This is a genomic window from Amycolatopsis roodepoortensis (assembly GCF_014873915.1).
Lineage (GTDB): Bacteria > Actinomycetota > Actinomycetes > Mycobacteriales > Pseudonocardiaceae > Amycolatopsis > Amycolatopsis roodepoortensis.
The window spans coordinates 3,351,253-3,377,866 of the sequence record NZ_JADBEJ010000005.1 but is presented as its reverse complement, the minus strand read 5'-3'; the positions used below and the strand labels follow the sequence as shown (position 1 = coordinate 3,377,866).

At 67.6% G+C, this 26,614-nt stretch carries 18 protein-coding genes and 1 rRNA gene; 12 read left to right on the top strand and 7 right to left on the bottom strand.

The annotated features are described in order from the left end of the window. Position 1 precedes the first annotated feature (1 nt). The 3 genes from H4W30_RS35045 (at position 2) to H4W30_RS35035 (ending at position 2,981) form a co-directional block, all read left to right on the top strand. Complete coding sequence (locus tag H4W30_RS35045) at positions 2–1,207, top strand: ABC transporter substrate-binding protein (RefSeq protein WP_192746474.1); 1,206 nt, start codon at positions 2–4, stop codon at positions 1,205–1,207. 73 nt (positions 1,208–1,280) lie between these two features. Beyond that, positions 1,281–2,165: an ABC transporter permease gene (locus tag H4W30_RS35040; RefSeq protein WP_192746473.1), complete on the top strand. Its 885-nt coding sequence runs from the start codon at positions 1,281–1,283 to the stop codon at positions 2,163–2,165. A 9-nt stretch (positions 2,166–2,174) separates the two neighbouring features. Continuing rightward, on the top strand, positions 2,175–2,981 hold the full coding sequence (locus H4W30_RS35035; protein WP_034313067.1) for an ABC transporter permease: 807 nt from the start codon (positions 2,175–2,177) through the stop codon (positions 2,979–2,981). 6 nt (positions 2,982–2,987) lie between these two features. On the opposite strand, the gene pip is transcribed toward H4W30_RS35035, so the two are convergent. The 3 genes from pip to panB form a co-directional block, all read right to left on the bottom strand. Further along, positions 2,988–3,941 (bottom strand): prolyl aminopeptidase, encoded by a 954-nt coding sequence (gene pip, locus H4W30_RS35030; protein ID WP_192746472.1) that lies wholly within the window; start codon positions 3,939–3,941, stop codon positions 2,988–2,990. A gap of 89 nt (positions 3,942–4,030) precedes the next feature. Continuing rightward, on the bottom strand, positions 4,031–5,005 hold the full coding sequence (locus H4W30_RS35025; protein WP_192746471.1) for a right-handed parallel beta-helix repeat-containing protein: 975 nt from the start codon (positions 5,003–5,005) through the stop codon (positions 4,031–4,033). 337 nt (positions 5,006–5,342) lie between these two features. Beyond that, positions 5,343–6,218: a 3-methyl-2-oxobutanoate hydroxymethyltransferase gene (gene panB, locus H4W30_RS35020; RefSeq protein WP_192746470.1), complete on the bottom strand. Its 876-nt coding sequence runs from the start codon at positions 6,216–6,218 to the stop codon at positions 5,343–5,345. Between the two features lie 242 nt (positions 6,219–6,460). On the opposite strand from panB, the gene lysX reads away from it, so the two are divergent. Next, positions 6,461–9,778, top strand: coding sequence for a bifunctional lysylphosphatidylglycerol synthetase/lysine--tRNA ligase LysX (lysX, locus tag H4W30_RS35015; RefSeq protein WP_192746469.1), 3,318 nt, complete (start codon positions 6,461–6,463; stop codon positions 9,776–9,778). 324 nt (positions 9,779–10,102) lie between these two features. Continuing rightward, positions 10,103–10,690: a DinB family protein gene (locus tag H4W30_RS35010; RefSeq protein ID WP_192746468.1), complete on the top strand. Its 588-nt coding sequence runs from the start codon at positions 10,103–10,105 to the stop codon at positions 10,688–10,690. 28 nt (positions 10,691–10,718) lie between these two features. Here the strand turns inward: H4W30_RS35010 and H4W30_RS35005 are convergent, their stop codons facing one another. Continuing rightward, the gene (locus H4W30_RS35005; protein ID WP_192746467.1) at positions 10,719–11,255 is read right to left on the bottom strand and encodes a methylated-DNA--[protein]-cysteine S-methyltransferase; all 537 of its coding nucleotides are present in this window, start codon (positions 11,253–11,255) and stop codon (positions 10,719–10,721) included. 90 nt (positions 11,256–11,345) lie between these two features. Here H4W30_RS35005 and H4W30_RS35000 point away from each other — a divergent pair, with 90 nt between their 5' ends. Beyond that, on the top strand, positions 11,346–11,972 hold the full coding sequence (locus H4W30_RS35000; RefSeq protein WP_192746466.1) for a VOC family protein: 627 nt from the start codon (positions 11,346–11,348) through the stop codon (positions 11,970–11,972). On the opposite strand, the gene H4W30_RS34995 is transcribed toward H4W30_RS35000, so the two are convergent. Then, the gene (locus H4W30_RS34995; protein ID WP_192746465.1) at positions 11,943–13,700 is read right to left on the bottom strand and encodes an NAD+ synthase; all 1,758 of its coding nucleotides are present in this window, start codon (positions 13,698–13,700) and stop codon (positions 11,943–11,945) included. The genes H4W30_RS35000 and H4W30_RS34995 overlap by 30 nt on opposite strands. Positions 13,701–13,856: 156 nt before the next feature. Further along, positions 13,857–16,184 carry an accessory Sec system translocase SecA2 gene (gene secA2, locus H4W30_RS34990; RefSeq protein ID WP_192746464.1) on the bottom strand — a complete coding sequence of 776 codons (2,328 nt, stop codon included), beginning with the start codon at positions 16,182–16,184 and terminating at the stop codon, positions 13,857–13,859. Between the two features lie 149 nt (positions 16,185–16,333). Between secA2 and H4W30_RS34985 the strand changes: the two genes are divergently transcribed. Both H4W30_RS34985 and H4W30_RS34980 read left to right on the top strand, forming a co-directional pair. Next, positions 16,334–17,905, top strand: coding sequence for an alpha/beta hydrolase (locus H4W30_RS34985; protein WP_192746915.1), 1,572 nt, complete (start codon positions 16,334–16,336; stop codon positions 17,903–17,905). 52 nt (positions 17,906–17,957) lie between these two features. Continuing rightward, entirely contained in the window at positions 17,958–19,517 is a 1,560-nt protein-coding gene (locus tag H4W30_RS34980; protein ID WP_192746463.1) for an alpha/beta hydrolase, read from the top strand. A gap of 78 nt (positions 19,518–19,595) precedes the next feature. On the opposite strand, the gene H4W30_RS34975 is transcribed toward H4W30_RS34980, so the two are convergent. Beyond that, on the bottom strand, positions 19,596–20,264 hold the full coding sequence (locus H4W30_RS34975) for an LppX_LprAFG lipoprotein (RefSeq protein WP_192746462.1): 669 nt from the start codon (positions 20,262–20,264) through the stop codon (positions 19,596–19,598). An 88-nt stretch (positions 20,265–20,352) separates the two neighbouring features. Here H4W30_RS34975 and H4W30_RS34970 point away from each other — a divergent pair, with 88 nt between their 5' ends. The 4 genes from H4W30_RS34970 to H4W30_RS34955 all read left to right on the top strand — a co-directional run bounded on the left by H4W30_RS34970 (position 20,353) and on the right by H4W30_RS34955 (position 26,519). Continuing rightward, positions 20,353–21,618 (top strand): MFS transporter, encoded by a 1,266-nt coding sequence (locus H4W30_RS34970; protein WP_192746461.1) that lies wholly within the window; start codon positions 20,353–20,355, stop codon positions 21,616–21,618. Between the two features lie 68 nt (positions 21,619–21,686). After that, positions 21,687–23,030 (top strand): type I glutamate--ammonia ligase, encoded by a 1,344-nt coding sequence (gene glnA, locus H4W30_RS34965; protein WP_016331613.1) that lies wholly within the window; start codon positions 21,687–21,689, stop codon positions 23,028–23,030. A gap of 14 nt (positions 23,031–23,044) precedes the next feature. Further along, a complete protein-coding gene (locus tag H4W30_RS34960; protein ID WP_192746460.1) occupies positions 23,045–24,607 on the top strand; it encodes an amidase in 1,563 nt (520 codons plus the stop codon). 395 nt (positions 24,608–25,002) lie between these two features. Beyond that, a 16S ribosomal RNA gene (locus H4W30_RS34955) occupies positions 25,003–26,519 on the top strand. Positions 26,520–26,614: the final 95 nt, after the last annotated feature.

Genomic DNA, 26,614 nt, shown 5'->3' with positions numbered 1-26,614 from the left:
AATGAAGAACAGGAAACTCGCGCTCGCCGGCCTGCTCGGCGCCGGCCTGCTCGTGGCCGCCTGCGGCACCTCCGGATCCAGTTCGACCGCGGCCGCGCCCGGCGGGCAGGGCTTCACCGCGCCGAAGCTCGACGCGCTCGCGCAGCTCGGCCAGCCGGAAGGCCAGGTCAACGTGCTGGCCTGGCCCGGCTACGCGGAGAACGGCTCCAACGACCCGGCCGTCGACTGGGTCACCGGTTTCGAGAAGGAGACCGGCTGCAAGGTCAACGTCAAGGCGTTCGGCACCTCCGACGAGGCCGTGAGCCTGATGAAGACCGGACAGTACGACGTCATCTCCGCCTCCGGCGACGCTTCGCTGCGGCTCATCGCGGCCGGTGACGTCGAACCGGTGAACACCGCGCTCGTGCCGAACTACGCCGACGTCTTCGACTTCCTCAAGAACCGCCCGTGGAACAGCGTGAACAACGTGTCCTACGGCGTGCCGCACGGCTGGGGCGCGAACCTGCTCACCTGGCGCACCGACAAGGTGAACCCGGCGCCGACGTCTTGGTCGGTCATGTTCGACGCGAACAGCCCGTACAAGGGCAAGATCACCGCTTACGACTCGCCGATCTACATCGCCGACGCCGCGCTGTACCTGCAGACGCACAAACCCGAACTCGGCATCAAGAACCCGTACGCCTTGGACGACAAGCAGTTCCAGGCCGCCGTCGACCTGCTCAAGCAGCAGCGCCCCATGGTCGCGGAGTACTGGTCGGACTACCTGAAGGAGAGCCAGGCGCTCAAGAGCGGAGACGCCGTCGTCGGCACCGCCTGGCAGGTGACGGTGAACCTGACCAAGAGCGAGGGCGCGCCGGTCGAATCGGTGCTGCCGTCCGAAGGCGCGACCGGCTGGTCGGACACCTGGATGGTGGGCGCGAAGTCGCCGCACAAGACGTGCTCGTACAAGTGGCTGAACCACATCGTCAGCCCCAAGGCGAACGCGCAGGTGGCCGAGTACTTCGGTGAATCGCCATCGAACCCCAAGGCGTGCGCAGAAACCAAGAACAAGGCGCACTGCGAGACCTTCCACGCCGGTGACGCCGCGTACGCCTCGAAGATCCAGTACTGGACGACGCCGATCGCGCAGTGCCTCGACGGCCGCACCGACGTCAAGTGCAAGGACTACGGCGAGTGGACCCGCGCCTGGACCGAGATCAAGGGCTGACCTCCCGAACTCCGGGAGCGGCCGGTGGGCCCCCCACGCCGGCCGCTCCCGGTCCCATTCCTAGGTGGAGACGATGACGACCACCCTCGATTCGCCGAGGCGGAAGACCTCCGCCTTCCTGTACCGCAAACCCAGGCTGCGACTGGGAATCCTGCTCTCCGCGCCGATGCTGTGGCTCGGCCTGGCCTATCTCGGCGCGCTGGCCGCGTTGTTCGTGACCGCATTCTGGAGCACCGACGTCTTCACCGGCCAGGTCGTCACCAAATGGTCGCTGAACAACTTCATCACCCTCTTCAACGATGCGGTGTACCGCACGATCACCCTCCGGACGGTCGGGATCGCCGCGCTCGTCACGGTGGTCACCGCGATCATCGCCTTCCCGATGGCGTTCTACATGGCCAAATTCGCCTCGCCGAGGGCGCGGCGCCTCCTGGTGATCGCCGTCATGACGCCGTTGTGGGCGAGCTACCTGGTGAAGGCCTACGCGTGGCGGACCATGTTGTCCGGCAACGGGGTCCTGCACTGGCTGCTGAACCCGTTCGGCCTCGACACCCCCGGCTACGGCGTGCTCGCGACCGTGATCACCCTGTCGTATCTTTGGCTGCCATACATGATCCTGCCGATCTACGCCGGCCTGGAGCGGCTGCCGAACTCGCTGGTGGACGCTTCGGGTGACCTCGGCGCCCGGCCGTTCCGGACGTTCCGCTCGGTGGTGCTGCCGGTGACCTTCCCGGCCGTCGTCGCCGGCTCGATCTTCACGTTCTCGTTGTCGCTGGGCGACTACATCGCGGTGAAGATCGTCGGCGGCACGTCGCAGATGCTCGGCAACGTCGTCTACGACAACATCGGCGCGGCCAACAACCTGCCGTTCGCGGCGACCGTCGCGACCGTACCCGTGGTGATCATGCTCGCCTACCTCGCCGCCGTGCGCCGCACGGGCGCGCTGGACAACCTGTAGGAGCGCGCGATGCGGCTTTCCCGGACGACCAAATACCTTCTGCTGGCGGCGCTGGTGCTCGGCCTCGCGGTGATCTACTTCCCGCTGCTGGTGGTCCTGCTCAATTCGTTCAACGCGGACACCACCTTCGGGTGGCCGCCGTCGAGCTTCACCCTCGAATGGTGGGGCCGGGCCGCGGAGAATCAGGGCGCGCTGAACGCATTGTGGACGAGTGTCCAAGCAGGACTCGCCGCGACCGCGATCGCCTTGGTGCTGGGCACTATGGCGGCTTTCGCGCTGCAAAAGTATCGCTTCTTCGGCCGCAATCAGGTGTCGCTGCTGATCATCCTGCCGATCGCGCTGCCCGGTATCGTCACCGGTATCGCGCTGAACAACGCCTTCCGCACGATCCTAGGCATCGATCTCGGCCTGTTCACCGCGATCGTCGCGCACGCGACGTTCTGCATCGTGGTGGTGTTCAACAACGTCGTCGCGCGTCTGCGGCGGATGGGCGGCAACCTCGAAGAGGCGTCGATGGACCTCGGCGCCGACGGGCTCACGACGTTCCGGCTGGTGACCTTCCCGATGCTGCGTTCGGCCCTCCTGGCGGGCGGCCTGCTGGCGTTCGCCCTGTCGTTCGACGAAATCATCGTCACGACGTTCACCCTCGGGACCGGGCTGGAGACCCTGCCGATCTGGATCCTGAACAACCTGTTCCGGCCGAACCAGGCCCCGATCGTCAACGTCGTGGCGGCGGTGCTGATCCTGGCGTCGACGGTGCCGGTCTACCTGGCGCAACGGCTTTCCGGCGACACGACTTCGGGCGGCAGGTTGTAGCCGCACCTACCGAAAGGAATCCGTCGCTTCCCGAAGCGCCGCCAGCATCCCTGGATCCGTCACCGCGTGCCCGGCCGCTTCCAGCAGCTCCAGCTTCGAATCCGGCCAGGCCCGGTGCAGCTCGTAAGCCGTCACCGGCGGGCACACCGCGTCGTACCGTCCCTGCACGATCACGCCAGGAATCCCGGCGAGCTTCCCGGCCTCCCGGATCAGCTGCCCTTCCTCGAGCCACGCGCCATGACAGAAGTAGTGCAGCGCCAGCCGGGCGAACGTGACCGCGAACTCCGGTGACGCGTACTGGTTGCGGAAGGCCGGATCCGGGCGCAGGCAGACGATCGCGCCTTCCCAGGCGCTCCACGCGACGGCGGCGCGCTCCCGGATCGCCCGATCGGGGTGATAGACGAGCTCGCGGTACGCCGAAAGAGGGTCGTCGCGGCGGTCCTCGGGGATCGGGGCGAGGAACGCTTCCCACTCCCGGGGGAAGAGGTTCGCGGCGCCGCCGTTGTAGATCCAGTCGAGTTCGCTCCGCCGGACGGTGAAGACTCCGCGCAGGATGATCTCGCTGACGCGGCTCGGGTGGGTTTCGGCGTAGGCGAGGGCGAGGGTCACGCCCCACGAGCCGCCGAAGAGCTGCCACTGGTCGAGATTCAGCCGTTCGCGCAGCTTTTCCATGTCCGACACGAGATGCCAGAGGGTGTTGGCCGACAGGTCGACGTCCGGCGTGCCGATATGCGGAGTGCTGCGGCCGGCGCCGCGCTGGTCGAACAGGATGATGCGGTAGGCCTCGGGGTCGAAATGCCGCCGGGCCATCGAGGAGATACCGCTACCAGGGCCTCCATGCAGGACGACCACGGGTTTGCCGTCCGGGTTCCCGGCTTCCTGGCAGTAGATCCGGTGCCCGTCGCCGACGTCGAGCATGCCCTCGGCGCGCACGTGGATCGGCGGGTACAGGTCGTCCATAAGGACACTCTGCCCGAATCGGCGAGTGTCCGAAGGGTGGGGGCCCGCCCCCGCCGCCGGGCTGAGCGGGCCCCCGGTCTTCGGTCGCGTCAGCAGCCCGCCGTGGCGGCCACGTTCGCGAATCCCTTCCCGGCGCCGGTCACCTTGTTGCTCGCGCAGACCTTGTTCCCCGTCGCGGCCTTCACGAGATAGAAGCCGTACGCGTAGGAGGACCGCACGTCCGCGGTGTTGCCGGAGAAGGTGTTGCCGCGGCCCCAGCCGTCGAGCTGGACATGGACCTCGAAGCCGCCGTAATTCGCGTCGTGCACGAAGACCTTGCTGCCCCGGTTGTCCGCGACCACGTAGTTGTTGCCCTTCATGTCCACCCAGCTGTCGGCGAAGTGCTCGCCGCTCTGCCCGGTGCCGTCGAAGACGTTGCCGCGCAGTTCACCGCCGGTGGTGCCTTCCTTGATGTCGATCGACTCGGCTCGCACGTTCGGGCCGATCTTGTTGTTCAGCGCCTTGTTGCGGTCGCTCCGGTCGGGTGTGCCGCCGGGCCAGTTGCCCTTCGCGGAGCCGAAGTAGATGCCTTCGCCGTAGCCCGCGTACTCGCGGCCGGTGTCGGTCACCTCGGAGTTCTTCACGACGTTGTCGGTGCTCGTGTACTGGAAGTGGATGCCCTCATGGCCGACGCCGGTGACCTTGATGCCGTCCACGACGGTGTTCTTGACGCCTGTCGCCATCAGGCCCTTCTGGCCACCGGTGAGGGTGAAGCCGGTCAGGTTCCAGTAGCTGCCGGTGAGTTCCAGCGTGCGCCCGGCCGAGGCCTTGATGACCGCGCTCCGGGGCCCCTTCAGGGTGATGCGGCTGCTGGACGTGCCGCTCTTCGCCGCCTTGAAGTTGCCCGTGAAGGTCTTGTCGGCCGCGAGTTCGATGACAGTCCCCGGAGTGACCGAAGCGAGCGCCGCCGTGAGCTGCTCCGAAGTCCCTACGCGGACCGTCGCGGCCTGTGCGGGGTACGCCGCCAGCGTGGACAGCAGGGCGGCACCGGTCGCGATGGCCAGAACCCGCTCACGAACACGCATCCGTGGTCCTCCTCGTCGAGGGATCGAAGCTCGGTCGTGGCGGCGACGGGCTAGACGTTAAGCCTCTTTACGAACGTGCGTCAAGGACATGATTGAAGTTCATATACGTGAACAACTAAAGGAGGGTCGCCCTGCGCGGCCCTCCGGAAAAGAGAGCAAGGGACCTTTGCTACCGCCCTCTGGCGGTACTGACCGGCCGTGTGGATTTCGGTGCGTTGGACGACCCGAAATCCACTCGGTTACCGCAGGGGGAGCAAGGGACCTTTGCTACCACGCTCCCCGGCGGGTGGGGTGGTAGCAAAGGTCCCTTGCTCCCTTTTCGCAGGTCAGGGGCGGGTCAGTCGTGGAACGAGTGCTCCGGAGCCGGGAACTCGCCTCGCCGGACGTCCTCCGCGAACGCCGTCGCGGCCCCCGCCAGCACGCCGGCGAGGTCGGCGTACTTCTTCACGAAGCGAGGGGTCCTGCCGCGTCGAAGCCCGGCCATGTCCTGCCAGACGAGCACCTGCGCGTCGCAATCCGGCCCGGCGCCGATGCCGACGGTCGGGATCTTCAGTTCGTGCGTGATCCGCTTCGCCGCTTCGGCCGGCACCATCTCCATGACGACCGCGAAGGCGCCGGCCTCCTCCAGGGCGAGAGCGTCGGCGAGCAGCGCTTCGGCAGCTTCGCCGCGCCCCTGGACTCGATAGCCGCCCAGATTGTGTTCACTCTGCGGGGTGAATCCGATATGTCCCATCACGGGGACACCGGCCGACGTCAGCGCCTCGACATGCGGAGCGAATTTCCGCCCGCCTTCGAGTTTCACCGCGTGCGCGCGGCCTTCCTTCATGAACCGCACCGAGGTTTCCAGCGCCTGCTGCGGCGAGAGCTGATACGAGCCGAACGGCAGATCGGCCACGACCAGCGCCCGCTTCACCGATCGGGTCACCGCCCGCACCAATGGCAGCAGCTCGTCCACCGTCACCGGAAGCGAAGTGTCGTAACCGAAGACGTTGTTCGCCGCGGAATCCCCGACGAGCAGCACGGGAATGCCCACTTCGTCGAACAGCGCGGCGGTGTACATGTCGTAGGCGGTGAGCATCGGCCACGTTTCGCCGCGCTCTTTCATGTCCCGAAGATGATGTACGCGGACTTTCTTCCCAGAGGTGGCCTGGGGCGCCGCGCCGGTCCCGTACGGAGCCGCGAGCTCGCCGGAATCCTTTTCGGTGGCAGACATCCTTGTCGACCGTCCTTCCCTCGAGGCCTCGAAGAGGTCCCCGGGTCGTGGAGTGAACAGGCCAAGCCTGACATGCCGATATGACCGTCCCAAGGCCCTGCGACCAGCTTCACACAGCGCCGTCACACCCGCGAATGAGGAAATTCAGACCAGAGGATGATGATCGTTGACAACCACGCAGGGTTGTGTGACGTCAAGTAAGTACAGCTGTCGATCTCCTGTGTGTATCGCGAAGGACCAGAATGGCAAACCCAGTGCGCCGAGTCGCGCCGTGGAAGGCGAGGGCGGGCGGGATCGTCGCCACCCTCGTGCAGCTCGCGGCCGTGTTCTCGGTGATCCTCCTGCTCGCCGGCGGGGTGAAGGGGCCGGTGCTCAGGACGGGTGACATCGCCTTCTCGGCCTTGAGCATCCCGACGAACGCGAGCCTCGTGATCGTCCTGCTGCTGGTCGTCCTCGGCGCCGCGCTCCGCCGCCGCAAACGCGCCGCGCTCTACACGCTGCTGCTGTTCCAGGTCGGTGGGCTGGCGGTGACGCTGGCCTTCCAGGCCGCGCTGCTGTGGTCGCCCGAGCTGCTGAAACTCGGTCCGTGGCAGGTCCGGCACATTCCGCACCAGGTGTGGGTGCTGGCCATCGCCGACCTGATCTCCCTCGGCATGATCGCGCTGCTCTGGATCCTGCGCCCGGCGTTCCCCGCCCGGCTGGCGCCCGGCGCGTGGCGCGACGGGCTCACCGTCCTGTTCGGCGGCCTGGCCGCGGTCATCCTCGTCGGCTGGGGCTTGAGCGAAGCCTTTCCCGGTCGTCTCGCCGACACCTGGGAGCGTTTCGCCTGGGTCGTCAACCACACGACCGGTGAGAACATCCAGCTTCGCAGGGTCGGCATCGGCGAAGGCCCGGCCTGGCTCGACCTCGTTCTCGACCTCAGCGCGACGGCCGTCGCGACGGCCGCGTTGTACACGCTCTTCCGTGGCGTGCGTAGCCGTCGCTTGAGGACAGACGAGGAAGAACTGCGCGTACGCCGTCTTCTTGCCGAACACGGCGAAGACGACTCTTTGGGTTATTTCGCCACCAGGCGCGAGAAGAGCGTCGTCTTCTCGCCCAACGGCCGCGCCGCCGTGGCCTACCGAGTGCTCGCGGGCACCAGCGTCGCGAGCGCGGACCCCATCGGTGATCCCGACGCCTGGCCCGACGCGGTCCGCGCCTGGCTGAACGAAGCGCGCACCTACGGCTGGACGCCCGGCGTGCTCGGCGCGAGTGAACGTGGCGCGAAGGTCTACGCCGACGCGGGCCTGCGCGCGCTGGAAATAGGTGACGAAGCCGTCCTCGACGTCCGCGACTTCAGCCTCGCCGGGCCGGAACGGCGCTCGGTCCGGCAAGCGGTCAAACGGATCGAACGGGCCGGATACACCACGAAAGTCCGCCGGCACAGCGAAATCCCGGCCGAGGAAATGGCCAAGCTCCTGCTGCACGCGCAGCAGTGGCGCGGAGCGGAGACCGAGCGCGGCTTCTCGATGGCGCTCGGCAGGCTCGGTGATCCGAGCGACGGTCGCAGCGTGATGGTGGAGGCGTACGACGCCAAGGGCGAGCTTCGCGGCATGCTGTCGTTCGTGCCGTGGGGCCGTCGCGGTCTGTCGCTCGACCTGATGCGACGCGACCGCGACGCCGAAAACGGGCTCAACGAATACATGGTCGCGGAGGTCGTCGCGGCGAGCTCACGCCTTGGCGCACAACGGATTTCGCTGAACTTCGCGATGTTCCGCGCCGTCTTCTCCGAGGGGGAGCGGATCGGCGCGGGCCCGGTGCTGCGCGCATGGCGCGGCGTCCTCAGCATGGCTTCGCGCTTCTTCCAGCTCGAATCGCTCTACCGGTCCAACGCCAAGTACGGCCCCGGCTGGGAGCCGCGTTTCCTGTGCTACTCCTCGGCTCGGCGACTGCCGCGGGTCGGCATCGTCGCCGGCGCGCTCGAAGGATTCGTCCCGACAGGACGGTCGGGGCGAGCGCTGAAGCTGGAGACCGTCACCGACGAATTCGTCGCCGAGGTCCACCGCATCGAAGCGAACGCGGCCACCCCCGCGCCGAAACAGGTGCGGCGCCCCGATCAGGTCCGGGTGCGGATGGCGAAGCTGGATCGCCTGCGCGAAGCAGGGATCGATCCCTATCCGGTCGGTTTCGCCCGGGAGGACCAGCTCGGCGACGTCGTTTCGAAGTTCGGGGATCTGGGCCCGGACACCCACACCGGTCATCGGGTCCGAGTCGCGGGCCGGGTGCTCGCGATGCGGAATCTCGGCGGGCTGTGTTTCGCGCGGGTCAAGGATTTCAGCGGTGAGATCCAGCTGATGCTCGACGCCTCCGTACTCGACCCCAGTGGCTGGCGGCGTGGTGTCGACCTCGGCGACCACGTCGGCGTGAGCGGGCAGGTCGTGACGTCCCGGCGTGGTGAGCTTTCCGTGCTCGTCGACGAATGGACCGTCACCGCGAAGAGCCTGCATCCGTTGCCGGATAAGCGAAAGGGCCTCACCGACCCGGAGACGCGGGTGCGGCAGCGCTATCTGGACCTCGCGGTGAACCCGGATTCGACGGCGATGCTGCGGATGCGCTCGACCGTGGTGCGCGCGGTGCGGGAACGCCTGCACCAGGGTGACTATCTCGAAGTCGAAACGCCGATGCTGCAGACCGTGCACGGCGGCGCCAACGCGCGTCCGTTCATCACGCATATCAACGCCTACGACATGCGGATGTACCTGCGGATCGCCCCCGAGCTCTACTTGAAGCGGTTGTGCGTGGCCGGCGTCGAGCGCGTTTTCGAATTGAACCGGAACTTCCGCAACGAAGGCGTCGACGCGACGCACAACCCCGAATTCACCATGCTGGAGGCGTACCAGGCGTACGCCGACTACAACACGATGCGGACCCTGACGCGCGAACTCGTGCAGTGCGCCGCGGAAGCCGCATACGGCGCGCAGGTCGTTCGTCGTCCGGGGCCGGACGGGACGGTCGTCGAGTACGACATCTCCGGCGACTGGCCGGTGATCCCGGTGCACGAAGCCGTCTCGGCGGCGCTCGGGGAGACGATCGACGCGAGCACCTCGGTCGCCGACCTCCAGCGGTTCTGCCGCGCGGCGGGAGTGCCGGTGAACGAGGAGGCCGGGCACGGCGATCTCGTGCTCAAGGCGCACGAGCACCTGGTCGAAGGCGCGACTGTGCTGCCGACGTTCTACACCGACTACCCGACCGACGTGTCGCCGCTGACCCGCCAGCATCGGGTGGACCCGCGGCTGGCCGAACGCTGGGACCTGATCGCGTTCGGCTCCGAAGTCGGCACGGCCTACACCGAGCTGACCGACCCGCTCGAACAACGGCGGCGGCTGGAGGCCCAGTCGCTGCGCGCGGCGAGCGGGGACGTCGAGGCGATGGAGCTGGACGAGGACTTCCTGCTCGCGCTCGAACACGGCATGCCGCCGACCGGTGGGCTCGGGATCGGTGTCGACCGGCTGCTGATGATGCTGACCGGGGCGTCGATCCGGCAGACGGTGCTGTTCCCGTTCGTCCGGCCTCAGGGGTAGCGGGGGAGCAAGGGACCTTTGCTATCACTTCTCTCAACGTCGAGACAAGTGATAGCAAAGGTCCCTTGCTCTCTTTCCGCAGGTGGGAGCGATCACTGTGTGGATTTCGGGTCATCCAACGCACCAAAATCGACACGGTCGGTACTCGTCGCTACGTGCCGTAGGGGGTGTGTGGATATAGGGACACTCAACGTCTCTATATCCACACACCCCATCCCGGCGACGACCCGTGGTAGCAAAGGTCCCTTGCTCTCTTCCTGGCCGAATCGCCCCGGCAAGCCGGTGCCGGATGCCATGATCCCCTTCCCAACGGAAGGAGCCGCCATGGCTGGAAACGTTCCCCCGGTCGCCGACGAGCGCGAAGGTCTCCTCGCCTACCTCGAACAGCAGCGCCACGTCCTGCGGATCGCGGCACACGGCCTCACGGAAGAACAAGCCAGAGCCACCCCGACCAGAAGCTCGCTGAGCGTCGGCGGCCTGATCAAGCACACCGCGTTCACGGAAGACGGCTGGATCGACATCCTGCTCCAGAAGCCCTCGAAGCCGATGGACGAAGCGATGAAGGAGTACGAAGCCGGCTACGTGATGGCTGACGGTGAGACGCTTGAAGACGTTTTCGCGCGCTACGACGAGGTCGCCCGCCGTACCGCGGACGTCATCGCCGAGATAGCCGACCTCGGCCAGCCGGTCCCCGTGCCGAAGGGCGTGCCCTGGTATCCGCAGGACGTCGACGCCTGGTCGGTCCGCTGGGTGCTGCTCCACCTCATCGAGGAGACCGCGCGCCACGCCGGGCACGCCGACATCATCCGCGAGCACATCGACGGCGCGACGGCGATCCCGCTGATGGCCGCCGCGGAAGGCTGGCCGGAGACGCCCTGGCTCAAGCCCTGGTCGCCGGGTCAGAGCGACTAGAACTCACAGCGGCTGAACCCAACAGCCCTCAGAACAAGGTCGGTTCGTCCGCCAAAGCGCCTTCGATGACCAGCATCCGGCGCTTGGTGGCGACCCCTCCGCGCGCGGAGAAACCGCCGTCCTTGCCGCCCGCGGCGAGCACGCGGTGGCACGGCACGATGATCGGGAACGGATTCCGGCCCATCGCCTGCCCCACGGCCTGGGCGCCGCCGGGCATGCCGAGGATGTTCGCGATGTCGCCGTACGTCAGCGTCTTGCCCGCGGGGATGGTGCGGATGAACTCGTAGACCCGGTGGTGGAAGTCCGGTACTCCTTCGTAGTCGAGGCCGACGCCGGTGAGATCCGTGCGCTTGCCGTCCATCAACGAGACGATCCCGTCGATCGCGCGCTGGATCTCGCCAGGCGGTGTGGATTCCGTCGCTTCGGGAAGGCGCGCGGTCAGTCGCGCCCTCGTCTTCTCTTCACTGCCCTCGGGGAGCTGGACCGCGACGACCCCGCGTTCGCTCCACGCGATGCCGCAGTCGCCGATCGCGGTGCCGAACACGGAATAGCCCGGTGCCGTCATGTGCCCAGGGTACGAGAGCGGTCCGACAGTTTCGGGTTCACCGCCATGCCGCGGTGCCGCCGGAGCCGTGGCTGCGGTAGGAGTATGCACATGAGCGACCTCGTGCTTGACCACCTCGTCTACGCCGGGCCGGACCTCGAAGAGGCCGTCGCGCGCGTCGCCGAGCTGACCGGCGTCACGCCGGTACGCGGCGGAAGGCATGTCGGGTTCGGTACGGCCAACTATCTGGCCGATCTGGGCGCCGGTGCCTATCTCGAGGTGGTCGGTCCCGATCCGGACCAGCCCGAGCACATCGGGCCGCGCCCGTTCGGTATCGACGAGCTGACCGCGCCCGCCCTGGTCACCTGGGCAGCACGGGTGGACGGCATCGACGAAGCGATCGCGGAAGCTCGTGAACGTGGTTACGACCCGGGCGAAGCGTCCGAGATGTCGCGGACCACCGACGACGGCGAACTGCTGACCTGGCGTCTCACCGGCGCCGGCAATCTCGACGGGCTCGCGCCCTTCCTCATCGACTGGGGGAGTACCCCGCATCCGACGACGCGGGAGCTCCCGACGATCCCGCTGCTCATGGTCACCGGCGTCCACCCCGAGCCCGCCGCGGTCGAATCCGCGGTCCGCGCGCTCGGGATGGACATGCTCGTCCGGCGTGACACGAAGCCCGGCCTGGTGGCCGTGCTGACGAACTCAGCGGGGAAGCAGGTCGCGCTGAGCTGAGCGGGTCACGACGGTGCCCTCTCGCCAGCCGTTGGTCATCGGCAGCCGCCGGTCCCGCCCGAACGCCTTGAAGGTGATCTTGGTGCCCGGCGGGTACTGGCGGCGCTTGTATTCGGCCTTGTCGACCATCCGCACCACACGGTCGATGGTCTCGGGTTCGAAGCCCGCGTCGACCAGGTCGACGTAACCGCGGTCGCCCTCGATGTAGTCGTCGAGGATGTCGTCGAGCATCAGGTAGTCGGGCAGCGAATCGCTGTCCAGCTGACCCGGCCGCAGCTCCGCCGACGGCGGTTTGGTGATCGAGTTCTCCGGGATCGGCGGGGTTTCGCCGTTCTTCTCGGCTTCCGCGTTGCGCCACTTGGCCAGATGCCAGACGTGCGTCTTGAACAGGTCCTTGATCGGTGCGAAGGCCCCGACGGCGTCGCCGTAGATCGTCGAATAGCCGACGGCGAGTTCGGTCTTGTTCCCGGTGGCGAGCACCAGGTGACCGTCCTGATTGGACAGTGCCATCAGCAGCATGCCGCGGACGCGGGCCTGGATGTTCTCCTCGGCGAGCCCGGTCAGCTGAAGCTGCTCGACGTAGACCTTGACCATGTCCGCGATCGGCTCGACGCGATAGTGCGCACCGATCCGGCGGGCGAGGTCTTCGGCGTCGCCCTTCGAGTGCTCCGAGGAGTACTCCGAAGGCATCGAAACGCCATAGACGTTGTCGCCGCCCAACGCGTCGGCGGCCAGCGCCGCCACGACCGCGGAGTCGATGCCGCCCGAGAAGCCGAACGTCACCGACGAGAAGCCGTTCTTGTGCACGTAGTCGCGAAGGCCGACGACGAGCGCGTGCCACACCTCGGCCTCGTCCGACAGCGGCTCGCTGATCGCGGACTCGGTGCGCGGGGTGTACGCCGGGACGGGCTCCTCGCTGAGCACGCGGCGTTTCACCCGCAGGCCCTCGAACTCGCCTTCGGCGATGTGCCCGCCCGACTCGAGATCCGTGTCGACGACGAGCAGGTGCTCGACGAACTGCGGCGCGCGCGCCAGCAGCCGTCCGTCCGCGCCGACCACGATCGAGTCGCCGTCGAAGACCAGGTCGTCCTGACCGCCGACCTGGTTCGTGTACACCAGCGGCGCCCCGGCCTCGGCCGCGCGGCGCGCGATCAGCGGCAGGCGGATGTCGTCCTTCGCGCGCTCGTAGGGCGAAGCGTTGGGAGCGACCACGAGGTCCACGCCGGCCTTGCCCAGTGCGGAGATGGGGCCGCCGTCCTGCCAGACGTCCTCGCAGATCACCATGCTGACGTCGACACCGTGGAAGCGGACGACCTCGAGGTCGTGACCCGGCTTGAACCAGCGGTGCTCGTCGAAGACGCCGTAGTTGGGCAGGTGGTGCTTGAACTGGCGGGCGACCACTTCGCCGCGATACAGCGCGGCCGCCGCGTCGCGCGGGCCGGCCTCGTCCAGATCGAGGTACCCGATGTAGGTGAGCACCTCACCGCAGCCGGCTTCTTCGAGCCGCCGCGCGAGCACGTCCACCATCTGCTTCGAGGCGGAGGCGAAAGTCGGGCGGAGGGAGAGGTCCTCGACGGGATAACCGGTGAGGGACATCTCCGGGAAGACGACGATGTGGGCGCCTGCTTCGGCGGCTTTGCGGGTCCACTCGACGGTGAGCTCGGCGTTGCCTTCGAGGTCCCCGACGGTGGTGTTGACCTGGGCCAGTGCGATGCGCAGTTGCGGCATGCCGACATTCTCACCCACCGGCGTCCGCGGGGACGACCGGATGTGCCGAATCGCCCACCTGGGGCCCGGCCGGGCGAAAAGAGAGCGGGGGACCTTTGCTCTCGCTTCTCTCAACGTCGAGACAAGTGAGAGCAAAGGTCCCCCGCTCCCCGCGCGCTACTTGCGCTTGATCATGCTCCGCACCTTCTTGATGGTCTGCTCGAAGTCGGAGTCGAACGGGTTGTCGTGCACCAGGTAGGTCCACGTCGTGTTCGCCCGCCGCACGCCCGCGTCACCGAGGTCGATCCCGTTCTCGGTGATCTCGGCCTCCTCGAGCGTCTTCGCCGCCCGTTCGGCCGCCTCCGGGATGATCTTGTGGAACTCGGGGATCGCCGCGCGGTGGAACTCGTCGATCGGCGTCTCCCGCGCCAGCGCCCGCAGGTGGATGCTCTCCCGCACGTCGGTCAGGAACGCCAGGTGATCCGACCACAGCTGGTCGATGTGGAACAGCAGCACCTCGCGGCACAGCTGCTCGACGCGGGCCTCGTCGTCGACGGCCTCCGAAAGCTCCTTGAACTTCTCCGGGTGCGCCTTCTCCAGCACCTCCGCGGCGTGCTTCGTCCGCAGCACCTTGTCTCGGTGCTCCAGCAGCTCGCCGCGCTGCCGCTCGATCAGCCGCGTGTAGCGCCAGGTGTTCCGGTGGATCTCCAGGTCGACGCCCTCGGCCACGCGCTGCGCGTGGTTGATCTGCCGCAGCGCCGCCGGGTCGACGATCTCGCCGCTGCCCACGTCGGAGCTGATGCCCTCGGGGATGTCCGGCGCGTTCGACAGCACGAGCTCGTCGTTCAAGCTGGCGAAGAACACCGCGCTGCCCGGGTCGCCCTGGCGCCCGGACCGGCCGCGCAGCTGGCCGTCCAGCCGGCTCGACGGGTAGCGGGCCGTGCCGATCACGTGCAGGCCGCCCAGCTCGACGACCTCGTCGCGGCCTTCGCCGTCCTTGCCACCCAGCCGGATGTCCGTGCCTCGGCCGGCCATCTGGGTCGAGACGGTGACCGCGCCCTTCTTTCCGGCGTCGGCGATGATCGCGGCTTCCTCGGCGTCGTTACGCGCGTTGAGGACGACGCATTCGAGGTCGACCTTCGCCAGCTTCTCGGCCAGCTCTTCGGATTCGGCGACGTCCTGGGTGCCGACGAGGATCGGCCGCCCGGTCTCGTGCACCCGCCGGATCTCCTCCTCGATCGCGCGCAGCTTCTGCGACGGCGATCCGAAGATCCGGTCCTCCTGATCCTCACGGATGTTCGGCGTGTTCGGCGGGATGACCGCGACCTCGAGCTTGTAGAACTCACGCAGCTGCTCGGCGACCGCGACCGCGGTACCGGTCATCCCCGCGACCTCCGGGTACCGCGCGAGCAGCGCCTGCACGGTGATCGAGTCGAGGATCTCACCGCGGTCGGTCGCCTTGACCTGCTCCTTCGCTTCGACTGCGGCCTGGAGGCCGTCCGGCCAGCGCTGCAGTTCCGCGACGCGGCCGCGCGCGGCGTTGATGAGCTGGACCTTGCCGTCGCGCACGAGGTAGTCGACGTCGCGGGTGAGCAGCGCGTGCGCGTGCAGCGCCACGTTCACCGCGGGCAGCCTGTCCGACCCCGTCTCGTCATAGAGGTTGATGTCGTCGCCGAGGGCCTTCTCGACCACCGAAGCGCCCGCCTTGGTCAGCCAGGCGTTGCGGCCGTCGGCGTCGGTCTCGTAGTGCAGCCCGAGCCGCAGCCGCCGGACGATGTTCGCGACCTCTTCGTCGGCGTCGGTGTGGTCGATCGACCCCGCCATCACCAGCGGCACGCGGGCCTCGTCGACCAGCACGGAGTCCGCCTCGTCGACGATCGCGACCTCGGGCTCGCGCTGGACCAGGTCCTCCTCGCGGGTCACCAGCCGGTCGCGCAGCACGTCGAAGCCGATCTCGCTGACGGCGCCGTACGTGACCTCCTTCGCGTACGCCTCGCGGCGCTCGTCGCGGGAGTGCGCGGGCTCGACCCAGCCGACGGAGACGCCGAGCAGGTCGTAGATCGGGCCCATCCACTCCGCGTCACGGCGGGCGAGGTAGTCGTTCACCGTGACGACGTGGACGTGCTTCCCGCGCAGGGCGTACCCGGCGCCGGCCAGCGCACCCGCCAGCGTCTTGCCCTCACCGGTCTCCATCTGCACGATGTGCCCGCTGAGCAGGCCCATCGTGCCCAGCAGCTGGACGTCGAAGGCGCGCTCGCCGAGCGCCCGCCGAGCCGCCTCGCGACCGAGCGCGCAGACCTCGATCAGCTGGTCGTTGCCGAAGGAAGACGCTTCCCGAAGCTTGCCGGCCCGCTCTGTCAGCTCCTCGTCGGAGAGCTTCTCCAACTCGGGCTCGAGCTTCTCGATGGCCGGCAGCAGCGCTTCGTAGCGGGTCAGCTCGACGCTGCCCGGCCGCTGGATGATCCGGCGCAGCTTCTTGCCCACCCGGCTGATCAGTGCTGCCACCCCTGTGCTCCCGTCTGTTCTTCTGCCGTCCGCACCCGTACCACCAACGCGGTGGTGGTGCGGCCGAGTTCCACGGCCGATGGCACGATCCAACCGTGTCCACTCATGTCAGCGCCAGGTCCCGTGCCCGTCGATTCGCCGCGATCACGCTGTCCGGCCTGCTCGCGGCCACCGTCGCCGCGTGCTCGTCGGGAGAGGGTAGAACCCAGCCGCCGCCTCCGGCCACCGAGTCGCACGCCCCGACCGGGCAGGTGCCCGCCGGACTCGAGAAGTTCTACGGACAGAGCCTGACCTGGGCCGACTGTGCACCCTACGCGACATCCGATGACGCGAAAGCGGCGTTTCGAGTGAAGGACGCACAGTGCGCGCGGCTGACCGTCCCGCTCGACTACGCCAAGCCCGAAGGCGACTCGATCACGCTCGGCCTGCTGCGCCGGAAGGCGCTGGAAACCGACGAAAGGATTGGCGCGCTCGTGGTCAACCCCGGCGGCCCCGGCGCCTCCGGGATGCAGGCCGCGGCCGGTCTCGCCTCCCGGACGGCGACGAACGAGCTGGGCAAACGCTTCGACATGGTCGGTTTCGACCCGCGCGGCATCGGCGCGAGCCAGCCGCAGATCCGCTGCCTGTCCGACGCCGAACGCGATGCGGACCGCGCGGACGACAGCGAGACCGACGGCTCACCCGAGGGAGTGAAAAAGCAGGAGACCGAGTCCCAGGACTTCGCGGCGAAGTGCGCCGAGCGGACCGAACACGGCGCCGCGATGCTCGCGAACCTGGGTACGCGTGACGTCGTCAAGGACATGGACATCCTGCGCTCCGTCCTCGGCGAACCGAAGCTGAGCTACCTCGGCTACTCCTACGGCACGCGGATCGGATCCGCCTACGCCGAGGCGTTCCCGGCGAACGTCCGCGCGCTGGTGCTCGACGGAGCCGTCGACCCGGAGCAGGACGCGGTGGAGTCGCTGGTCGCGCAGGGGCAGGGCTTCGGCAAGGCGTTCGGGGAGTTCTCGAACTGGTGTGCCGCGCGCGAGGACTGTGCCCTCGGGCGCGACGCCGCCGGCGTGACGAAGGCGTTCCAGGATCTGGTGCGCCCGCTGATCGACTTCCCGGTGCCGGTCAGCGACGGCCGGAAGCTGTCGTACGAGGACGCGACGACAGGCGTGATACAGGCCCTCTACCAGGAAGATCTCTGGGAACCGCTGAACTCCGCGCTCAACGACCTGAAACGCCAGCGCGGCGACGGCCTGGAGAAACTGGCCGACCTCTACAACGAACGCGGCGCCGACGGCCGCTACGGGACGACGCAGGACGCGTTCGTCGCGATCCGCTGCGTCGACGACCCGCGGGTCACCGATCCGGCGAAGATCCTCGACGCGCAGAAGCGGTACGCGGAGGCGGCGCCGTTCCTCGACGACGGCAGGCCGGACGGTTCCGCGCGTGACGCCTGCGCCTTCTGGCCGGTGCCGAACACGTCCGAACCGCACCAGCCGAACGTCGAAGGGCTGCCGAAGACGCTGGTCATCTCGACCACGAACGACCCGGCGACCCCCTATCAGGCGGGCGTCAACCTCGCGAAAGCGATCAAGGGAGCTTTGCTCACGTTCGAGGGCAACCAGCACACCGTGTTCCTCCAGGGCGTGTCGTGCGTCGACCGGATCGGCATCGATTACCTGGTGAACGGCGCCCTGCCGGACGAGGGCACGCGCTGCGCCGCCAAGTAACGAGTTCGGCGCGAAGGCCCCTGAGCGGCCGGGACGCTGCGAAGATCGCGAGATGAGCCTTCGCCGCCTCCCGGCCGTGCTCGTTGCCGCCGTGCTCGTCGCCTCGTGCACGGCGCAGCAGCCTCAACAACCGCAGCCGGCGCCGCCGGTGTCGCCGACCACCACGGCGTCACCCACCCCGGACCCGAAGGCGCTCAAGAAGTTCTCCGAGCAGAAGCTGGCGTGGGGTGAGTGCGCCTCACACGCGGACAAGGCGTTCGACTGCGCGAAGCTCACAGTGCCGCTCGACTACCTGAAGCCGGACGGCGAGACGATCTCGATCGGCGTCCTCCGGCACAAGACGAAGAACACCGGCCGTCGGATCGGCTCCCTCGTGCTCAACCCGGGCGGCCCCGGCGGCTCAGGCGTCTCGGCCGCGGCGCGGATCGCGAAGTCCCGCCCCGCAGCTGCCTTGGCCGAACGCTTCGACATCGTCGGATTCGATCCGCGCGGAGTGGGGACAAGCGAACCGAAGCTCGTCTGCCTCACCGATGCCGAACGCGACGCGGACCGCGCGGAGGATTCCGAAAGCGACTCGACACCCGGCGGCATCGCGAAGCAACTCGCCGACGCCAAGGCGTACGCCGCGAAGTGCGCCGAGCGCACGAAGCACGGCAAAGAGCTCCTCGCCAACATCGGGACCAGGGACGTCGTCCGCGATCTCGACGTCCTGCGCTCGGCGCTCGGCGACGAGAAGCTCAGCTACCTGGGCTTTTCCTACGGCACGCAGATCGGGACCGCCTACGCCGAGGCTTATCCGGACAAGGTGCGGGCGTTGCTCCTCGACGGCGCGGTCGATCCCCAACTTGACACCGCCGAGTCGCTGGTAACGCAGATGGCCGGTTTCCAGAACACGTTCGCCGAATTCGGCAAATGGTGCGCCGTTCGCGCGGAATGCGCGCTCGGCCGGGACGCGGGCGCGGTGACGAAGACGTTCCAGGACCTGGTGCGGCCACTGATCACCGAACCGGTGCCCGCCGGGACCCGCAAACTCTCGTTCGAGGACGCCATCACCGGGACCAGCGCCGCGCTGTATTCGCAGGACGCGTGGAAGTTCCTCAACGACGGGCTCGCCGAGCTGAAGCGGGGGAGCGGCAAGACCCTGGTCGCGCTCGCGGACAACTACTACGGCCGCGAGACGGACGGCCGGTACACCGGCATCCTCGACGTGTACTTCGCGGTCCGCTGCGTCGACAGCACGCGGATCGCCGACAGGCAGGTCATCGAACGCGCCCACCAGCGGATGCTCCAGGGCGCGCCGTTCCTCGCCGGTGGCACCCCGGACATGAGCGAGCTCGACATCTGCTCGGTGTGGCCCGTGCCCGCCACCTCGGAGGTGCACAAACCGGATATCGCCGGCCTGCCGAAGCCCCTGATCATCTCGACCACCGACGACCCCGCGACCCCGTACGCGTCCGGGGTGAACCTGGCGCGGGACCTCAAGGGAGCTTTGCTCACGTTCGAGGGAGCGCAGCACACCGTGTTCCTCGAGGGGAACGAGTGCGTCGACCGAGCAGGCATCGCCTACCTGATCGACGGCGCACTGCCCGCCCCGGACGCCCGCTGCTCCTAGCGGGGGAGCAAGGGACCTTTGCTACCACCGGCCCCGCTGAACAGGCATTTCCCGCCAAAGCGGAGCAAGGGACCTTTGCTACCGCCCTGGCCCGACGACCACCGCGTTGTGCCTGGTCAACGCCAGTTCCAACATCACCGCGAACTCCTCCGGCCTCGTCGGCGGCACCTGCAGCCACACCCGCACCAGCCGCCGCGGCTCGTCCCGCGAAATCCACAGCTTCACGAACACGTGCGACCTGATCTCCGGCACGATCCCGCCGATCACCGCCGCCGGCACCTTCGCGGCGATCCGGAACGACTCGGTGTCCTGCACCCGCTCCCACCGCTCGCCCCGCAGGTCGGTCGCCCCGGTCAGCAGCCGCCGAAGCCCGCCTTCGGGCCCGAGCATCGCTTCGGGCGTGTACGGCGCCGAAGCCGGCAGCACCTGCTTCCCGCCAGGCCCGCTGAGCGTGATCTCCGAGCCCGACAGCCGATACTCGACCTTCCGTCGCCCGGAGTCGTCCTGCAGGTCGGCCTTACCGACCGCGCCACCGTCGAGGCTGACTTCGCCGTCGAGCCCGCGCACTGGCAACCCGGTGACGACCCCGTTTACCCCGAGCGTGAATCGCACGCTGCGCAACGAGACGAGGGAGTCGGCCGCCGCGCTCACGTAGTCCTGGGCAGGCGGTAGCGGGGGAGACCCCGCGCAGCCGCCGATGAGCCCGATCGTGAGCAGCAGCGCCGGCACGAGGTGACGGCAGCGCATGACCGAAGCCTATGGCTTGGCCCGAATCTTTCGCACAGTGTCCTTCCGGCCGCTTTCGCCGGTCGCCGCCGACCACGACGCTGTACCCGTGCAATCCGAGACCCGGCTCCACCGCGCGTGGTTCGTCGCCGCCGCCGCATTCATCGCCCTGCTCGCCGCCGCCGGTTTCCGCGCGGCTCCCGGCGTGCTCATCGACCCGCTTCACAACGAGTTCGGCTGGTCGCGCGCGACGATCGCATCGGCCGTCTCCGTGAACCTCGTCCTCTACGGCCTCTTCTCGCCCTTCGCCGCGGCTCTCATGGAGCGCTTCGGCATGCGACGCGTCGCCTCGACGGCGTTGTTCGTCGTCGCGATCGGCGCGGGCGGCACGGTGTTCATGAACGCGAGCTGGCAGCTCATCCTCTGCTGGGGCGTCCTGGTCGGCGTCGGCACCGGCTCGATGGCGATGAGTTTCGCCGCGACGGTCGCCGCCCGCTGGTTCGTCCGCAGCCGCGGCGTCGTCACCGGGGTCCTCACCGCGGCGGGCGCCACCGGCCAGCTGATCTTCCTCCCGATCGTGGCGAACCTCGCCGTCGACGAAGGTTGGCGGACGGCGTCGCTCGTCATTGCCATCGCCGCACTGGCCGTCGTGCCCGTCGTTCTCCTGGTGGTCCGCGATCACCCGTCCGATATCGGAATGACCGCTTACGGCGCGGAGCCCGGCGAAGTCGCCCCTCCCACCCGCACGGGTGGTTCCGTCCGCCGCGCGCTTTCGGTGCTGGGCTCGGCGGCGCGCACGAGGACGTTCTGGCTGCTCGCCGTCGGCTTCGCGATCTGCGGCGCCACGACGAACGGCCTGGTCAGCACCCACTTCGTGCCCGCGGCACACGACCACGGCATGCCGCAGACGACCGCCGCCGGGCTGCTCGCCCTCGTCGGGATCTTCGACGTCGTCGGCACGATCGCCTCCGGCTGGCTCACCGACCGCGTCGATCCCAGGATCCTTCTTGGCGTCTACTACGCCCTTCGTGGTGTTTCGCTCGCGCTCCTCCCGCAACTGCTGAGCGGAACGGTGGAACCGAGCATGTGGGCGTTCATCATCTTCTACGGTCTCGACTGGGTGGCGACGGTTCCGCCCACGGTCGCGCTCTGTGTCCGGCAATACGGCGCCGCCGGGCCGATCGTCTTCGGCTGGGTCTTCGCCAGCCACCAGCTCGGCGCCGGTCTCGCGGCCTTCGGCGCCGGCGCGATCCGCGATTCCTCGGGCAGCTACGCGCTCGCTTGGTACATCGCGGCGAGCCTCGCCGTGATCGCTTCGGTCGCTTCGCTGGCGATCACCAAGGCGGCCAAACCCGAACCGGTCCTCGTGGGGTGATCCACCACTTCCGGCCGAACGGCGCGTCGCGAAACATGTCGTTAACACGTTCTCGTTAGGGTGCGGCCATGGATCGCCAGCAGGAGTTCGTGCTCCGTACCTTGGAAGAGCGCGACATCCGTTTCGTCAGGCTCTGGTTCACGGATGTGCTGGGGTTTCTCAAGTCCGTCGCGGTGGCGCCCGCCGAGCTCGAGGGCGCGTTCAGCGAGGGGATCGGCTTCGACGGATCGGCCATCGAAGGATTCGCCCGCGTCTACGAGTCGGACATGGTCGCGAAGCCCGACCCCGCCACGTTCCAGGTCCTCCCCTGGGAGACCCCGGACGGCGGCCCGTACTCGGCACGCATGTTCTGCGACATCGCGATGCCGGACGGTTCCCCGTCCTGGGCGGACCCCCGGCACGTCCTGCGCAGGCAGCTCTCGAAGGCGGGCGAAGCGGGTTTCACCTGCTACGTCCACCCCGAAATCGAGTTCTTCCTGCTCTCCAATCTGCCGGATGACGGCAGTGAGCCCGAGCCCGCGGACAACGGTGGCTACTTCGACCAGGCCAGCCACGCGACCGCGACGCACTTCCGCCGCCACGCCATCGAGACGCTCGAGGCGATGGGGATCTCGGTCGAGTTCAGCCACCACGAGGGCGCGCCCGGTCAGCAGGAGATCGATCTCCGGTACGCCGACGCGCTGACCATGGCCGACAACGTGATGACCTTCCGTTACGTGGTCAAGGAGGTCGCGCTCACTCAGGGCGTCCGCGCGACCTTCATGCCGAAACCGTTCACCGATCAGCCGGGTTCCGGGATGCACACCCACGTGAGCCTGTTCGAGGGCGATCGCAACGCCTTCTACGACGCGGAGGACCCGTACGAGCTGTCCGCGACGGGCAAGGCCTTCGTTGCGGGGCTGCTGCACCACGCGAAGGAGATCTCGGCGGTCACCAACCAATGGGTGAACTCCTACAAACGCCTGATCAGCGGCAGTGAGGCCCCGACGACCGTTTCGTGGGGTCGCGCCAACCGCTCCGCGCTGGTCCGGGTGCCGATGTACTCGCCGGGCAAGGCGTCGTCACGCCGTGTGGAGATCCGCACGCTCGACTCCGCGTGCAACCCCTATCTGGCGTACTCGGTCATCCTGGCCGCCGGGCTCAAGGGCATCGAGAAGGGCTACGAGCTCCCGCCTCCCGCCGAGGACAACATCTGGCAGCTCTCGGACGCCGAGCGCCGGGCGGCCGGATACGCCCAGCTCCCGCAGAACCTCGGGGAGGCGCTGGCGGAGATGGAGAAATCGGAACTTCTGCCCGAAGCGCTCGGAGAGCACGTTTACGACTTCTTCCTTCGCAACAAACGTGTTGAATGGGATAACTACCGCAGCGCGGTGACCCCGTACGAGCTGCGGACCCTGCTTCCGGTTCTCTAGACGAAGGAGACCTGATGGTGCGGCGACCGGTGTTCCGAGTTCTGACGACATTGGTCGCCGTGACCATCGCGGCGAGTGCCGCGCCGGCGGCGTCCGCCACCGGGAAGCCACTCGATCTCGACTCCGCCGACATCCCCGCGCTCCAGGCCCGGATGTCCGCCGGACGGCTGACCGCGGTCGGCCTGACCTCGGCTTATCTCGATCGCATCCGCAAGGTCGACCGCAAGGTGAACGCGGTCATCACGGTCGATCCGGCCGCGCTCGCGCAAGCCGCGGAGAGCGACGTCCGGCGTCGCGCCGGCAAGACCCGCGGACCGCTGGACGGCATCCCCGTCCTGGTGAAGGACAACGTCGACACCCGCTCCATGCAGACGACGGCGGGCTCGCGCGCGCTGCGCAGCAAGCCCGCGAAGGACGCGACCCTGATCCGCCGTCTGCGCGACGCCGGCGCGGTCGTCCTCGGCAAGGCGAACCTGTCCGAATGGGCGAACTTCCGCGCCGCCAAACCCACTTCCGGGTGGTCGGGCGTCGGTGGGCAGACGAACAACCCGTACGTGCTCGATCGCAACCCCTGTGGGTCGTCCGCCGGATCCGCCGCCGGTATCGCCGCGTCACTCGCCCAGGTCGCGATCGGCAGTGAGACCGACGGCTCGATCGTCTGCCCCGCCGGGATGACCGCGACGGTGGGGCACAAACCGAGCCTCGGCCTGGTCAGCCGTACCGGCGTGGTGCCGATCTCGGCCGAACAGGACACCGCAGGCCCGATGGCCAGGCACGTCGTCGACGTCGCGCTGACCCTGTCCGCGCTCCAGGGCCGCGACCCGAGTGACCCGGCTACCGGCGCGTACCCGCCGAATCAGCCGACCGACTACGCCGCGCACCTGCGGCCCGGTGTGCTGAAGGGTTCCCGGATCGGTCTTTGGCGCCTGCCGGCCCTCGGCCCGGATGTCGACGCGGTGATGACGAAGACCAGGAATTCGCTGGTCAAGGCGGGCGCCGAGGTCGTCGAGGTGACGCCGCCGTACCAGGCCAGGCTCGGCGAACTGGAGTTCCCGGCCCTGCTCACCGAGTTCCACCGGGACATCGATCGCTACCTGGCGACGCGTCCCGAAGGTCCGCGCGACCTGGCCGCGCTGATCGCCTACAACAGGTCCGACCCGCTGGAGCAGACCTGCTTCGCCGGGCAGGAGCTTTTCGAGCAGGCACTCGCCGCGCCCGGCCCGTCCGACCCCGGCTACCAGGCCATGCGCCGCGAGCTCACCGATCTGGCGAAGCGCTCGATCGACGAAACCCTCGCGAAGTACCGCCTCGACGCGATCGCCGCGCCCACGAACCCGCCCGCCTGGAAGACCGACTGCAAGACCGGCGACAACGACGTGATCCCGTCGTCGACGCCGGCCGCTGTCTCGGGCTACCCCGCGGTGACCGTGCCGGCCGCGTTCGTCGGCGAACTCCCGGTCGGCGTCTCGTTCATGGCGGGGCAGTGGTCGGACGCCCAGGTGCTCGCCTACGCGGCCGACTTCGAACGTGTCGCGCCCGCCCGTAAACCGCCCCGCTACCTGAAGACCGTCGGATGACGGTGGTGCGTACCGGCTGACCTGCGGCGATGTCGTTAAGTGACCCCCCTGTTTTCAGGGGGTTCCGGGGCATGTAATCTTCTCTTCGTCGCCAGGAACACCGCGCCGCCGGGGCCGAAAGCCCCGAGGCAAGGAACCAGGGCCGAGCGGGTTGACACCGCGAACCGGACCAGGTAATGTTCAGCGTCGGCCCACGAGCGGCCGCCGACCCCCTACGACTAACAGCGTAGGATTCGGCATGCTCGACCAAAAGCTTGTGAATATCGCTTGAAGCAAAGCGTGTTGCTTGAGAACTCAACAGTGTGCTAGTGAACTAAGCCAGTAGAGCTTATGTATTTGAACCTCGTGTGAGGTTCCTTTGAGAGCAAGTATTTTTGCCTCGATCAAATTTGACATTGTTGGAGAGTTTGATCCTGGCTCAGGACGAACGCTGGCGGCGTGCTTAACACATGCAAGTCGAACGATGAAGCCTTTCGGGGTGGATTAGTGGCGAACGGGTGAGTAACACGTGGGCAATCTGCCCTGTACTTTGGGATAAGCCTGGGAAACTGGGTCTAATACCGGATATGACTGAGCCTCGCATGGGGTTTGGTGGAAAGCTCCGGCGGTACAGGATGAGCCCGCGGCCTATCAGCTTGTTGGTGGGGTAATGGCCTACCAAGGCGACGACGGGTAGCCGGCCTGAGAGGGTGACCGGCCACACTGGGACTGAGACACGGCCCAGACTCCTACGGGAGGCAGCAGTGGGGAATATTGCACAATGGGCGCAAGCCTGATGCAGCGACGCCGCGTGAGGGATGACGGCCTTCGGGTTGTAAACCTCTTTCGCCAGGGACGAAGCGCAAGTGACGGTACCTGGATAAGAAGCACCGGCTAACTACGTGCCAGCAGCCGCGGTAATACGTAGGGTGCGAGCGTTGTCCGGAATTATTGGGCGTAAAGAGCTCGTAGGCGGTTTGTCGCGTCGTTCGTGAAAACTCCACGCTTAACGTGGAGCGTGCGGGCGATACGGGCAGACTTGAGTTCGGTAGGGGAGACTGGAATTCCTGGTGTAGCGGTGAAATGCGCAGATATCAGGAGGAACACCGGTGGCGAAGGCGGGTCTCTGGGCCGATACTGACGCTGAGGAGCGAAAGCGTGGGGAGCGAACAGGATTAGATACCCTGGTAGTCCACGCTGTAAACGTTGGGCGCTAGGTGTGGGCGACATCCACGTTGTCCGTGCCGTAGCTAACGCATTAAGCGCCCCGCCTGGGGAGTACGGCCGCAAGGCTAAAACTCAAAGGAATTGACGGGGGCCCGCACAAGCGGCGGAGCATGTGGATTAATTCGATGCAACGCGAAGAACCTTACCTGGGCTTGACATGCGCCAGACATCCCTAGAGATAGGGCTTCCCTTGTGGTTGGTGTACAGGTGGTGCATGGCTGTCGTCAGCTCGTGTCGTGAGATGTTGGGTTAAGTCCCGCAACGAGCGCAACCCTTATCCTACGTTGCCAGCGCGTCATGGCGGGGACTCGTGGGAGACTGCCGGGGTCAACTCGGAGGAAGGTGGGGATGACGTCAAGTCATCATGCCCCTTATGTCCAGGGCTTCACACATGCTACAATGGCTGGTACAGAGGGCTGCGATACCGCGAGGTGGAGCGAATCCCTTAAAGCCGGTCTCAGTTCGGATCGCAGTCTGCAACTCGACTGCGTGAAGTCGGAGTCGCTAGTAATCGCAGATCAGCAACGCTGCGGTGAATACGTTCCCGGGCCTTGTACACACCGCCCGTCACGTCATGAAAGTCGGTAACACCCGAAGCCCATGGCCCAACCCGTAAGGGGGGGAGTGGTCGAAGGTGGGACTGGCGATTGGGACGAAGTCGTAACAAGGTAGCCGTACCGGAAGGTGCGGCTGGATCACCTCCTTTCTAAGGAGCAACACATCCACCCCGCCGGGATACCCGGACCAACGGTGGTGGAGTGGCCAGGACTCAAGTGCCGAATGTGTGCTTGTTCTGGTTGC

What these genes read in the sequence shown, in the direction of transcription:
- H4W30_RS34960 (WP_192746460.1), top strand. Translation starts at nt 23,045, where the DNA reads ATGGTGCGGCGACCGGTGTTCCGAGTTCTGACGACATTGGTCGCCGTG.
- H4W30_RS35010 (WP_192746468.1), top strand. Translation starts at nt 10,103, where the DNA reads ATGGCTGGAAACGTTCCCCCGGTCGCCGACGAGCGCGAAGGTCTCCTC.
- H4W30_RS35040 (WP_192746473.1), top strand. Translation starts at nt 1,281, where the DNA reads ATGACGACCACCCTCGATTCGCCGAGGCGGAAGACCTCCGCCTTCCTG.
- H4W30_RS35035 (WP_034313067.1), top strand. Translation starts at nt 2,175, where the DNA reads ATGCGGCTTTCCCGGACGACCAAATACCTTCTGCTGGCGGCGCTGGTG.
- H4W30_RS35005 (WP_192746467.1), bottom strand. Translation starts at nt 11,255, where the DNA reads ATGACGGCACCGGGCTATTCCGTGTTCGGCACCGCGATCGGCGACTGC.
- pip (WP_192746472.1), bottom strand. Translation starts at nt 3,941, where the DNA reads ATGGACGACCTGTACCCGCCGATCCACGTGCGCGCCGAGGGCATGCTC.
- H4W30_RS34980 (WP_192746463.1), top strand. Translation starts at nt 17,958, where the DNA reads ATGAGCCTTCGCCGCCTCCCGGCCGTGCTCGTTGCCGCCGTGCTCGTC.
- H4W30_RS34975 (WP_192746462.1), bottom strand. Translation starts at nt 20,264, where the DNA reads ATGCGCTGCCGTCACCTCGTGCCGGCGCTGCTGCTCACGATCGGGCTC.
- H4W30_RS35045 (WP_192746474.1), top strand. Translation starts at nt 2, where the DNA reads ATGAAGAACAGGAAACTCGCGCTCGCCGGCCTGCTCGGCGCCGGCCTG.
- glnA (WP_016331613.1), top strand. Translation starts at nt 21,687, where the DNA reads ATGGATCGCCAGCAGGAGTTCGTGCTCCGTACCTTGGAAGAGCGCGAC.
- H4W30_RS35025 (WP_192746471.1), bottom strand. Translation starts at nt 5,005, where the DNA reads ATGCGTGTTCGTGAGCGGGTTCTGGCCATCGCGACCGGTGCCGCCCTG.
- lysX (WP_192746469.1), top strand. Translation starts at nt 6,461, where the DNA reads ATGGCAAACCCAGTGCGCCGAGTCGCGCCGTGGAAGGCGAGGGCGGGC.
- panB (WP_192746470.1), bottom strand. Translation starts at nt 6,218, where the DNA reads ATGTCTGCCACCGAAAAGGATTCCGGCGAGCTCGCGGCTCCGTACGGG.
- H4W30_RS35000 (WP_192746466.1), top strand. Translation starts at nt 11,346, where the DNA reads ATGAGCGACCTCGTGCTTGACCACCTCGTCTACGCCGGGCCGGACCTC.
- H4W30_RS34995 (WP_192746465.1), bottom strand. Translation starts at nt 13,700, where the DNA reads ATGCCGCAACTGCGCATCGCACTGGCCCAGGTCAACACCACCGTCGGG.